Here is an 11,615-nt window from a genome sequence, read left to right as displayed (position 1 = left end):
CCGTAGCATTGTTAGGTCCTGCATTGGTAATCGTAACACTAAAGGTAACCGTATCTCCAGCACTGATCGTAGTACTGCCATCGGCATCCGTTGTCAACACAACACTCTTTGCAATACTTAAATCACTCGTCGGATTTACCGTTAAAGAAGCACTATTTTGTTCGTTAATACAAACATTAGCAGGATGCGTAACAATCACATTATATGTATTTCCGTCTAAGGCGGTTGTTGGATTTGTAATTGTTAACGTAGCTCCATTAAAACCACTATATATACCTCCATCTGTAGTTCCATTAATATCAACTCCATTTCTTTGCCATTGATATACAATAGCTCCTGACACGTCTGTAGCGGGAGGAACTGTATAATCTGGGGTGCCACTAGAGAACGTAGTAGTAGATTGAGCGGTAGCAACAACACTAAAAGTAGCCGTTTCCCCAGCATTTACTGTTTCATTTGCAGGTGGAGTAGTTACTGTTAATTGCGTAGCTACATATTCATTTCCTGTAATTCCATCATAGCCTCCAGTACCCCCAGTTACCAATCCATTTCCATCAAAACCAGTACCATCTAATACTCCATCTGCAGGAGTAGTATCCGTTCCTCCTGATTCTACCACATCATCACAACCATCATTATCACTATCCAGATCCTGTCCATTAGGGTCACCATCACCATCTATATCGGTATTACAAGAAGGCGTTAATAATAAATTAAACTGAAAGCTTCCCACAAAGCCTAAGTTCGTATATCTAATTTCTAATTGATCTCCTGCTGTTACTGGAAAACTAAACGAATCATTAGGAGAATCGGTAGCTCCACAACAAAAAGAAGCAAAGACTTGTCTTGTTCCATTGATAAAAAGCTCAAAAACATCATCTACACTAAACCCTGTACCACCGAATGTTAGTGTTCCGTCTATATCTGCTACTCTTTTAAAAATTGTTTGATAATAGGGTTGAAATCCAACATCATCTACATTAGTTCCTACATAACTAGGAGGTACCAGACCTGTACTGGAATTGGTATCAAAAACACCCGGAGATGTTTGAGCATACGACCCTGATTCTGTAAAACTTAGAGAATTACCTCCTACGTAAGCTTCTCCCACAAAAGTAGGTGTACCTACTGAACCATTTAATGTACTATTCTGATCACTATTGCCAAAAGTAGAGCCCGTAATGGCAAAATGTCCACTATAATACTCTGCATCCCAATATCCAATGCCAAAATTACCATCTTGCACTCCATCTGGAGTTCCTATAAACACGTCGCTTACGTAACATTCATTAGTATCTAATATTCCATCATTGTCATCATCCAGATCTGTCCAGTCTGGTTCTCCATCCATATCCGAATCTACTGCCGATCCATTAATCGTAATCACTAGATTAGCATCATCGGTATTAGATAAAGCATCTTGCAACGTATATGGAATCGTATCTATTAAAGTTTGTCCCACTAATAAATTAGCAACAGTAGGATTAGTAGTATCCACTGTATAGGTATAACTCCCATCAGGATTTACAGTAATAAAACCATAGGTAGTAGCCACAGTGGTGGCACCAACTACAGGAGTTCCGTTAATTACGATAACCGTTACCCCATTATCTCCTTGCCAAAAAATATCAGAAACACCGGCAATTTGTCCTCCAGGATCTGCATCCGTAGCATCAGGACCATAATTATAAGACAGTACAAGTTGATCAATAGGACCATCAAAAGCAACATTAATATTACCTGTAGCATCCGCTTCTATAGCAGTACCTGTTCCATAAAAGACACTACTTCCTGCATCTACAATCCCACCAGTTATTGTATTCGTAAAAGTGACTGGTGCACCATCTAAAAACCCTTGAATCCTCATTTGATCTTGCCAAGCGGTTCCTTGAGAATAGTCAATATCTGTTACTAAAAATCCTAGATTAAAAACCTCCTGCCCAAAATCTATTTGTATTGCAGTGTCCTGATTAGGTGATGTAGCAGGATCTATATTAAATAATAAATATCCTGTATGCCCTCCATTAGTAGCTGTATTTAGTGAAATTAGATTACTTGCAGTACCTATCCCATCGGGATCCAACGCTGTAAAATCTACTGATATTCCATCGATAGTTAATGAAGCTCCACCAACTGCTTGACCATTGGTAAATTGATTTTCCCAAACCAACATCGATAATGGTCTATCCAATAAATCTTGTCCATCCACTCCATCACCTTCTATCAGGTTACTGCTTGCAGTGTTTTGTACGTTAACCGTTACACTATTTACATCATCCACAGCAGTTGGAGGATCATCCACTCCATTAATAGTAATCGTTAAAATACCATAATCAAAATTTCCATCAAGATCCTCTACGGTATATGCTACAATATCATCTAAACTCGTTCCATTTACCAATCCTGCAACTGCTGGATTGGTAGTATCTACTGTGTAGGAATAGGATCCGTTAGACTGAATAGTAAAAGTTCCGTACAGCGTATTGTAAGCCATACCAACTTCTGCTGGAAACACATTTACCTCAGAAACAGATAACACCTCTCCTGGTGTATCATCTATATCGTTAGTTAATACGTTTCCTGTTACAGCAGTCATCGAATTTGCTGCTATACTATTGTTATCATCAACAGCATCTGGTATTCTTGTAACATTAATAATAGTCTGAGAAGTAGAAGAACCTCCTGTACTATCATTTAACGTAAAGTCCAATGTTCTGGTTCCTTCGGTATAAGGATCTGTTAAATCTCCATAGAATATAATCTCTATAAAATCTTCAAAAACACTATTAGGTATCGGGTCATTTGTAGTTTCTGTAATCGTAAAGGTAGTTCCTACTTGCGCCACTTCTAAAATTATCCCTCCTCCTCTATCATATGTAAAAGTATTAGAAGCTGTAAAGAAGTATAAATCGAATCCAGCTCCATTATTTATTGCTAGTAATTCACTTGCATCTACATTTCCACTCACAGTAATGGTAGCACTAGATAATGTCCCTGTGTCTGAGGTAATTGCCACATTTCCCCGAGAAATACGAAAAACGTTACCTGTTGTGGGTTCTAAATCAAATTCGAAATTATTACCCGCAGTAAATTCGTCTAAATCCAAGGTAGGTGGATCTGTTGGCGATTTTGCAGCAAACGAGTTTTTATAAAAAACGGAACCGAAGTCCACATCATCTCCAGCATCTCCTCTATAAATTATAGGACCTTTTATATTGTAATCCTTCTCATTTTTTGGAAATATCTCCTTATAAGCTTCTACTACAATAGTAGATCTATTTTGTTGAGATGCAACAATATTAGGTGCTACCATTATTATACATAATAGTAGTATTTGCAGCCATAAGAATTTTGTTGTACGTATATTTCCCTTTTGTAAAACATTTCTATTTAGACTAATAGAAAAAATTTCTATTATCCAATTACATTTCAAATCACGCATAGGAGCTTCTTTTTATTAAATATCTACCATAATAAAATCTTGATCTATCAAGATTTCAATTATTATTCTCTACTGGTATTTTTAATATCTACAGACATATTCAAAAGAAATACTGTAGACTTGTAACATTCTCTCCTTATCTAAACCTAACAAAAAGGATCATCACGATTTTTAATTATCGATAAAACCGATAGTTAACATAGCTGAATTACCAATTACTATAGATCAATCGTTTTCATATTTAGTTTAGATAAGATGTTACACAAAACAAGCAACTTTGTATACTTACTAAATTGCTTTATAAAAAATGTGGGGTAAGTAATAGCGTTACACATTGTCCTTCTATAGTTACTATAAAAAGTATCATACAAGAAGGTGTTTTTCCTATTTATCGTCCGCTCCTTTTCTGATAAAAATCGGAACTCTTCATTAGGAAAATCATTAAAAAAAATAGGAATATTAGTGGTGCGTCTTATGAGAAAGACGATACATTTATTATTGAATATATTATGTTTAACTACTTGAGTAATTATTTTCATAGGCATCTTAGATCGTATTTATGTTTCCTCTTGCGATAAACAAATATTTTAACATTAGTATCGTTTAAAAAAGTGATTATAACATCAAAACAATCTTAAAAAAATGACTGTAAAACATGTTAAAAATCAACACTTAAATCTAATGAATTAATTCGCTAAAAATAACAATATATAACACAATAATTTTGTTAATTATTTTATGTTAAATTTTAACAATAAATCAACATATTTACTTTAACATTTTAAATTTATAACTATTTAACTGATTATCAAAGACTAATAACCTCATTTTTTTTACTCAAAAACCGTAATTACACAATAAAAAACACATTCATGGGGAAATAATACTTGTAAATAAAAATAATATTTCCCCTTAATTATCAAATATATTTTATCTGATTTTTCCCTTAATTAATAAAAACATCTGGAAAAGAAAAAAGCCTTCCAACCGGAAAGCTTTAAAAGTAATTTCTCTAGGAATCAATCGAATAATAGTCCCTTTATTATTCTCCTGTAATACAAGTACATTGTCCTGTAAAAATGTTCCCCTGAACAGTACCTGGACAATAATCACTGCAACTTGCCATCACATAGTCCCCACCATGGATTGTACTTTGCATACTTTTACTTAACACACTTACTCTTTTTAAATTCGCTAACTTTTTCATATTGTATAAATTAAATAGTTATCTGAGAACATTTTAAGACACTCCCAGCTTGCGTCTAAATTTGGATTAAAACTGTAAGATCACCATCACTAAATAAGCAATTAGCAACCTCTAAAAAACATTAAAAAGTTTGTGTGAATCAGATTATATATTCCCCTATAATTCTTGTCAAATATATTGAAATACAATTATTTAAATTAAATATTATTACGGATAAACCTCAGTTAACAATGAGATTAACACACTGTTAAAATAACAAGGGATTTTTCCCCTATTTGAAAAACATAAACATTACCTCTTTTGAAATACCCTTTTCAGCTTTAGACAACCTCGCATCAAAAGGCAAAAACTGGCATTCGAACATTCGGAAAAATAAAAAGGGACAGCAATTGCTGTCCCTTCTATTCTATATCTGTTTAAAAACTGCTCTATTATACGAATCCTCTTTTACGTGCTTCTTCTAATAATTTTTGATCATCAGCTTTAGCAATAGAGAACATTTCCTTGATTTGGTTCTTACGCTTTTCTATAGCACTTAACGAAAGACTCACATAGTTAGGTAAATTCTTAGTCTTTACACCTCTAGATAAGTGATATAAGATCTTAAGATTCTTTTCATCTAATGAGAAGTTGTTGGTCATCATTTTTCTAAAATGATTATTTACCGTCGCACTATAATACGGAGTACCACTCACGATATTATTAAATGCCAATAATAACTCTGCAGAAGTAAGATCACTCTTGATTAAGAATCCAGAAGGATTGATGTTCTTTAATATATTATGAATTCTATGATCTTCTCTATGCATCGTTAGGATAATAATTTTTGCCTTAGGCAATAACTCTTTAGCATGTTTTGCTAAATCTTCTCCAGAGGTGATAGAACCATCAGAAGAAGGTGGCAACTTAATATCTACAAAAAGCATATCATAAGGAGTCGTTTTAGAAGATTTTAGAATACTCTGATATGCATCATCACAATTGGATGCGATATCGATTTTGATTTGGTATTCTTTTTGGTTTTCTCCTAATAAGGTGTTCTTGTATCCTTCGATAATCATTGGATGATCATCAATCATAAGAACTTTTAACTTTTTCTTCATTTTTAAAATTTTGTCAGTTGTTATCCTATCTGGTTACTTATGTAACTACAATAAAACATTTATAGTATACTCAGTAAGTGGATATGACAACATTTACATTAATTAAATTGGTATACCTACAGATACTTTGGTACCTGCATCCTGATTACTAATAAAATCTACTACACCATTCATCTGGGTAACTCTGGATGTAATATTTTTTAAACCAATTCCTCTTTTTACCTTACTGCTTTTAAATCCGATTCCATCATCTAAAATAGTAAGATTTATTTTATCATCCACATAATCGAAGTTTATTTTTACGCTTTTTGCCTTTGCATGTTTAAATATATTCTGCAGCGACTCTTGTATAATACGGAATAGATTTACTTTTTTCTGATCATCTACTACTTCCCAATCAATGTTTTCATCATTGGCAAACTCAAACTCCATTTTATGCACCGTACACAGATCACTTACCAAACTTTCTACCACATCTACATAAGCAATATCTGGTGACAAGGTTTCCGTACCCAAATCATGCGAAATCAATCTAATTTCTCGTTCTATAGATTTCAGTTCTTCTATATATTTATTTCTGGCATCGGTAAATCCATCATTAGCGCGCTGATTGATACCATCTAAGCTTAATCGTACCCCAAACAATCTACCAAGCACACCATCATGCAGCTCTTCGGACATTCGGTGTTGCTCCATCTTGCGCCCTTCTTCTAATTTTAGTTGCTGGCTAAGTAGTAATCGATAAATCTCTTGGTTGGATTGTTGCTGCTTTTGCTCAAACAATAACTCTTTATTACTCTGCTGCTGTCTAAAGATGACATATCCTAATAGAAATAATACGGATAATCCTAAAATAGCAAAGATTAAGTATTGATTTTCTTTACTAATCTGAGCTATCTCTTCTGTCTTTTTTTGGCTCTCAAACTTAATTCTAGCAAACTTATTTGTATGTGAGCGCTCCTCTTTAATCAAACTATCATTAAGTACAATATGTTTTTGAGCATAAGCTAGCCCTTCTTCACTATCAGAAACCTCTGTCAACAATTGATACGCTTTCAATAATTCTACATTATTATTCACTACTGGCGCAGCTTCCTTAACTTTTAACGCGTATAATTTAGCAAGACTATCATTACCTTTATGTTGATAATACTCAGCATAATGTAAATTGCTAGTTGAACTCCCTATCTGATCATTCAAACTATCACTAATTCTAGAAGATTTATTAAATAACTCTAATACACTTTCATCATCTCTGTTAGCTAAAAATCTAGCATAAGCCAGATTATGTAGCAACCTTGCATACCTTTCGCGACGACTTTCAAAAAACTTATCAAAAGAAAGAGCTTTTAAATAATATTCTTCCGCTTTTTGATAATCCCCTTTAACTTCATAGACAGTGCCTATGTTATTATTCCCAATAACTGAATATAGCGTATCTTTCCCTATAATCTTCGCATTCTCAATAGCTTTTTGATGATAAAACACAGCATCATCATACCTTTCCATATACCTTGCAATTAGACCCAAATTATTATATGACAAAGGAACATATCGTAAATTTTCTGATATTTCAAATCTTTCAATAGCTTTTACTGTTAAGTCTTCACTTTCCGCATAGTCCTTTACTTTTCTGGAAAGCTTTGCTAAATCTATTAAAACTTTACCATGATCATAAGTGTATTGCTTTTTATCAAATTGTTCACTTTTATCAAATGATTTATAAATTTTGTCCGCTCTATTGAAATTACTATATGCACTATCAAGCTGTTTATCCCTATAATAAATCCCCAAATTAGCATACGATTTAGCTAAACCTAATGAATCTTTAATTAGTTTAGACAACTCCAACATTTTTTCATCCATTCTTTTGGACGCCTCATAATCTTTAAGATTATGATAAATTGAAGATAAATCCTGAGCTTTTTCTCTTTTGTATTTATTATTATCAAGATTGGAATATAAAGAATATGCTATATCAGTACTTTTTTTCCGGTTTTCTATTGATCTACTTGTATCTTTAGCATCTTCTAAATGAGATTCTATTAACTTCGTTCTTGTATCTTCTGTACTCTCAATGAAGGATTTTTCGCAACCCAAAATTAAAACAAGAGCTATTAATGAAAGGAATCTTAAAATAATATTTTTATTATCTTTTATCATAATCAAATTAAGATTTTATCGAAGTTATAAAAATCATTTGGGAAGAAAAATTCTCAAACAGAAAAAAGAGCCTATAAAGCTCTTTTTTTTAATATATATAGATCTACTTATTATTAACTTTTATCTACATCTTCTTCTTCATCTCCAGCGTTTAGTTGCACATCAATTTCCTCAATCCCTACTTCCTCGTTAATACTGTCTGACTCACAAGCGATGAACATTGAACTTACGAATAATACTGCGAATATAGTTTTTATAGCTTTCATAACGGTTTATCTTTTATAATTAATATCTTATTCTGGTTGTAATTTGTTGTTTATTAAAATTTTCCTTTTCTAAACTTTTTTTGTTTTGTTTAGTGCAATCAAACTTTCGTTTTCTTGGTTTCTGTTTTGTAAGGATTTCGCTGGCCAGCGGCATACTTAGATTTCTCTCTGTATATCCTTTAGTAAATGTGTAATAGGTTGATAACCTTAATTGTACACTACAAATGTAGGGAGATTGCCCCCTCGCGCCTAATATATTAAGGTGTGTTTAGTGGATGGATACCTGTACGGTGTAGATAGGTCAATTATACGAGTGAATGACCAATTTTTAAAAAACAAGAAATATGTAAGAAATAGATTACTACTGGAGTTGCCGTAAAATTTACCTAAAAAAAACTTAAAAAAAACAAAAATCCAATAAATCTAAAGAAGCTAAAGAATCTTAAACCAACAAAGCTTCTTTACTGAAAAAGAAGTAGTTAGATAATTTCCCTAAAATCAAATAAGAAAATTCCCTCATTACACTGTAAGTGTTTAGTTTCAAATTTGTTAGAAAAATCCCCTCATCCTTTTCGTCCTATCTTATATAAGAACCTTACAAGTAAATAGGGAATTTATCAAATAAAACAATATATATAAGTAATTGATTGATTCTTATCGGTATATATTGATCATCATATACAATAAGAGAGTATTTCGATAGGCTTCCATATAACACCTCATTCTAGATTAAGATTTAAGAAACCTTTCAAAAGCTGCTTGATTAAAGAGGGATTGAGAGAGAGGTTATTAAAATAATTCGTTCCTTTTTGTCACGCTAAATCCTTCGACAAGCTCAGGACAGACTTTGTCGAAGTGTTTTTAATATCCTAATCTTATTAGTCTTCGACAGGCTCACACTGACAACAAGAAGCTATTGAAAACAACATCCCTATTTGCCCTTCACTACAACTTGCCTGTAACCACCGTTACATCGACTTCAAAGGGAGACCTCATTTTACTTCCCTCTTTGAAGAGGGATTGAGGGAGATGTTTGGGAATTCAAAACAAAAAAAACCTCCTCGCTATGGCGAGGAGGTCCTGACTTGCGTTTTATTATAAGTAAGATATTTGTGTGATCTAAAAATAAATAAAACAACTGACTGCTCTTATACACATTTACTAGATATTACAAAAAGCAATGAGTTCATCTGATGTACATTTTTTTTGATTCTTTTAGTATGTAATAACCAACTAACGGGGTTTTACAATATTAATTAGCTTTCTAAATGATTGTGTTTTACATTTTTATTTGTATTCCAATAAATAAAAATGTAAACAGATCCCAATCTTCATTGGGATGTAGTTCGGCTAGTTTGTTTATTAAAATGTCTTTCATTTTCATAAACAAAAGTCTCACTACACATAAAGAATACTATTCTTTGCTAGGGTATCCTTAATCTCTTCTACATTGGTTTTGTAAGATTTAGAAAAAGGAATCATATCACTTGTGTTTTTAATGGCACATTTAGCTTTACCAAAATGTATTCTAGATACATATTTCGTATTGATAATGTAGCTATTATGAATTCGCACAAAGTGATCTGGCAATAAATTCTGAAAATGTTTTAAAGTCTTAAAAGCCTCTACCTTATTACCATTACTCATGATAAAATCGGTAGTATTGTTATCCGCTTTTAAATACAGAACATCATCGATATTTACAAAACGATAATCCCCGTACGACTTAAAACACAAGGTGTTATCCGTAGTAACTTCTTCAAAATCTTTCTCAAATCTAAGAACGGTTTTGATAAGGTCGCTTTTAGATAAAGGTTTCAGGATATAATCCAGTACACGATTACGTATACCTTCGATAGCATAGTCTGTAGTTTTCGTAATAATAACAAACTCGGGTAGGTTTGTCATATACTTTGTAAGTTCTGATAATAGATTATACTTCGTGGCAGACGTTTGAACTCCCGGTACTTCCGGTTCTAAGAAAACTATTCTAGGTTTTCTTTCTAAAATCAAGTCCAACGCCTCTTGCTCATTTTCGGCAATTCCAGTACACATATAATCATTGTGATCTTCGAGAGCGATCTGAATTTTGCGTGCAGAATTCTGATCATTATCAATAATGATGTAAGGGTATTTCATGAGGTAAACAATTAAAGGTTAGCGTTGGTCATTAAATACTGTTCGTATTCAAAAAAAATTGTACACATTTACTGATTACAAGTTAGGTTTTTTACTTATATCTTGGTTACGGTAAAACCGCAATATTAATACGGAATCCTAAGGATATCAGGGATTAAGGAGAAATCTTTGATCGAAATAATTTGCATATCGTCGGTTTTGGGGGTTTAGAATCTCTAAACGCAAAAAGAGATACCTTAGTATATATGACCTAAAAAAATTAAAGTTTACAAGTATTTATACCATATTTTACATTTTTTTGATACCGCAGAACGATATTATCATAAATATCCAGCTCCATACTACAGTAATATTATTGATTATGAGATATTAAGAAAATAAAAATCCAATGTGTTTTTAACTTTCCTCTTTGAAGAAGAATCGAGGGAGATGTCATCATACACTATCAAAGTTCAAGAGCATTTAGACAAGCTCAATGTGGCACCTCAGTTCGCAAAGAAACTCAACCATCATTTAATTTTAAAATAATAAGAGATCATAAAGAAGGATTCAAATATTTTAAATAGTTTTAGAAAAACAAATCACGAATGAAGAAAGTTGTTGTTCTTACCGGTGCAGGAATCAGTGCCGAGAGTGGTATTAACACCTTTAGAGATGCAAACGGATTGTGGGAAGGTCATGACATCATGGAAGTCGCTTCTCCTATCGGATGGAATAATAATCCTGCATTAGTGTTAGATTTTTATAACAAGCGACGTAGTCAATTGCATAGCGTAGCGCCTAATCTGGCACACAAAGCCTTAGTAGCCCTAGAAAAGACACATGAGGTAACTATCGTTACACAAAATATAGATGATCTACATGAACGTGCAGGAAGCAGTAATGTAGTACACCTGCATGGCGAATTATTAAAAGTACGTAGTCAATTTGATGAAAACCTGGTATTAGATTGGAAAGACGATCTACATCTAGGAGATCTTTGTGAACACAATTCGCAACTACGTCCTCATATCGTATGGTTTGGCGAAGAAGTCCCAATGCTAGAAAAGGCGATTGACATTACAGAACAAGCAGATATTCTTATGATCATAGGTACTTCTATGCAAGTATATCCTGCGGCAAGCTTGTTACAATATGCACCCGCCAGTACTCCTATTTATTTTATAGATCCAAAACCTGCTATAGCACCCAACGAAAATCTCACAATTTTGGCAGAAAAAGCAACCGTAGGAGTTCCTAAAGTGGTAGAAGAACTTGTAGAGAATTTTAGCTAATCAGGTAACACAATTAACCGT

Annotated in this window: 7 protein-coding genes; 1 reads left to right on the top strand and 6 read right to left on the bottom strand. The window is 33.0% G+C overall.

The annotated features are described in order from the left end of the window. From ABD077_RS20940 to ABD077_RS20915, 6 genes are all read right to left on the bottom strand, one after another. A partial coding sequence (locus ABD077_RS20940; RefSeq protein WP_343914175.1) for a VCBS domain-containing protein occupies positions 1 to 3,442 on the bottom strand: 3,442 nt, incomplete at its 3' end. 1,042 nt (positions 3,443 to 4,484) lie between these two features. Beyond that, complete coding sequence (locus tag ABD077_RS20935; RefSeq protein ID WP_343914174.1) at positions 4,485 to 4,649, bottom strand: hypothetical protein; 165 nt, start codon at positions 4,647 to 4,649, stop codon at positions 4,485 to 4,487. Between the two features lie 431 nt (positions 4,650 to 5,080). After that, a complete protein-coding gene (locus tag ABD077_RS20930) occupies positions 5,081 to 5,752 on the bottom strand; it encodes a response regulator (protein ID WP_299607222.1) in 672 nt (223 codons plus the stop codon). Between the two features lie 102 nt (positions 5,753 to 5,854). Beyond that, the gene (locus ABD077_RS20925; protein WP_343914173.1) at positions 5,855 to 7,915 is read right to left on the bottom strand and encodes a tetratricopeptide repeat-containing sensor histidine kinase; all 2,061 of its coding nucleotides are present in this window, start codon (positions 7,913 to 7,915) and stop codon (positions 5,855 to 5,857) included. A gap of 113 nt (positions 7,916 to 8,028) precedes the next feature. Then, a complete protein-coding gene (locus tag ABD077_RS20920) occupies positions 8,029 to 8,181 on the bottom strand; it encodes a hypothetical protein (RefSeq protein WP_343914172.1) in 153 nt (50 codons plus the stop codon). 1,398 nt (positions 8,182 to 9,579) lie between these two features. Next, the gene (locus ABD077_RS20915; RefSeq protein WP_343914171.1) at positions 9,580 to 10,320 is read right to left on the bottom strand and encodes a LytR/AlgR family response regulator transcription factor; all 741 of its coding nucleotides are present in this window, start codon (positions 10,318 to 10,320) and stop codon (positions 9,580 to 9,582) included. Between the two features lie 587 nt (positions 10,321 to 10,907). On the opposite strand from ABD077_RS20915, the gene ABD077_RS20910 reads away from it, so the two are divergent. Then, entirely contained in the window at positions 10,908 to 11,594 is a 687-nt protein-coding gene (locus tag ABD077_RS20910) for an SIR2 family NAD-dependent protein deacylase (RefSeq protein WP_343914169.1), read from the top strand. Positions 11,595 to 11,615: the final 21 nt, after the last annotated feature.

Source organism: Aquimarina litoralis (assembly GCF_039523995.1).
Classification (GTDB): Bacteria; Bacteroidota; Bacteroidia; order Flavobacteriales; family Flavobacteriaceae; genus Aquimarina; species Aquimarina litoralis.
Note: the sequence above shows the minus strand (reverse complement) of the source record. Positions and strands in the feature narration are given on the sequence as shown.

Bases quoted from the DNA above. Each gene is read 5' to 3' on its own strand.
- ABD077_RS20935 (WP_343914174.1), bottom strand. From the start codon at position 4,649: ATGAAAAAGTTAGCGAATTTAAAAAGAGTAAGTGTGTTAAGTAAAAGT.
- ABD077_RS20915 (WP_343914171.1), bottom strand. From the start codon at position 10,320: ATGAAATACCCTTACATCATTATTGATAATGATCAGAATTCTGCACGC.
- ABD077_RS20925 (WP_343914173.1), bottom strand. From the start codon at position 7,915: ATGATAAAAGATAATAAAAATATTATTTTAAGATTCCTTTCATTAATA.
- ABD077_RS20920 (WP_343914172.1), bottom strand. From the start codon at position 8,181: ATGAAAGCTATAAAAACTATATTCGCAGTATTATTCGTAAGTTCAATG.
- ABD077_RS20910 (WP_343914169.1), top strand. From the start codon at position 10,908: ATGAAGAAAGTTGTTGTTCTTACCGGTGCAGGAATCAGTGCCGAGAGT.
- ABD077_RS20930 (WP_299607222.1), bottom strand. From the start codon at position 5,752: ATGAAGAAAAAGTTAAAAGTTCTTATGATTGATGATCATCCAATGATT.